The sequence below is a fragment of the Paraburkholderia sp. Ac-20347 genome (assembly GCF_017104805.1).
Taxonomy (GTDB): Bacteria; Pseudomonadota; Gammaproteobacteria; order Burkholderiales; family Burkholderiaceae; genus Paraburkholderia; species Paraburkholderia tropica.
Window position 1 is genome coordinate 1 of sequence record NZ_JAAGPN010000638.1, and the last position, 810, is coordinate 810.

Below are 810 nucleotides of genomic sequence, written 5' to 3' on the forward strand. Positions count from 1 at the left end.
TGCGGCGCGCCGCACGCCATGCCAAGCTGGGCGTGGGCGGCGATGATCTTCTTCGTCGCGCTGCTGCTCTACGCGGCGCGCTTCTTCACGGGCGGCTGACGCCCGCAGTCGTCGCGGCGTTCCGGCGGCGGCGTGCTCACGCCGCGCGCCGTCGCGCCATCCGCTTCCCGTTCTTCGTTCACTGACCCCGGAACTCGCGCCGCCACGCCGACGGCGAGGTGCTGAACGCCTGCACGAAATGCTGTCGCAGCGACGCCGCCGAGCCGAAGCCCGCGCGCTGGGCGACGGCGTCGATCGGCTGATCGGTGCTTTCGAGCAACTGTTGCGCACGCGCGAGACGCTCGCCGAGCAGCCACGCGCCGACGGTCGCGCCCGTCGTCAGCCGGAACTGGCGCGTGAAGGTGCGGCGGCTCATCAGCGCGCGTTCGGCCAGCGTGTCGAGCGTGTGGGGCGTGTCCAGATTCGCGCGGACCCAGTCGAGCAGACCCGACAGCCGGTCGCCGCGCCCGCGCGCCGCGACCGGCTGCTGCACGTACTGCGCCTGATTGCCTTGCCGATGCGGCGGGACCACGAGGCGGCGCGCGACGTAGTTGGCCGCGTCGGTGCCCGCGAGGCGGCGCAGCAGATGCAGGCAGCAATCGAGTCCTGCTGCCGTGCCCGCCGAAGTGAGGATGTCGCCGTCGTCGACGTAAAGCACGTGCGGGTCGAAGCGCACGCGCGGGAAGCGGCGCGCGAAGGCGTCGGCGGCGGCCCAGTGCGTGGTGGCCGGACGGCCGTCGAGCAGACCGGCGTGCGCGAGCACGAAAGCGC

At 73.1% G+C, this 810-nt stretch carries 1 protein-coding gene and 1 pseudogene; one reads left to right on the forward strand and one right to left on the reverse strand.

From position 1 onward, the window contains the following. Nucleotides 1-99, forward strand: a pseudogene (locus tag G3N97_RS39900) (carbon monoxide dehydrogenase); the annotation flags it as partial. A 79-nt stretch (nucleotides 100-178) separates the two neighbouring features. On the opposite strand, the gene G3N97_RS39160 reads toward G3N97_RS39900, so the two are convergent. Then, the coding region (locus G3N97_RS39160; protein ID WP_205998048.1) for a helix-turn-helix domain-containing protein at nucleotides 179-810 on the reverse strand (632 nt) is incomplete at its 5' end.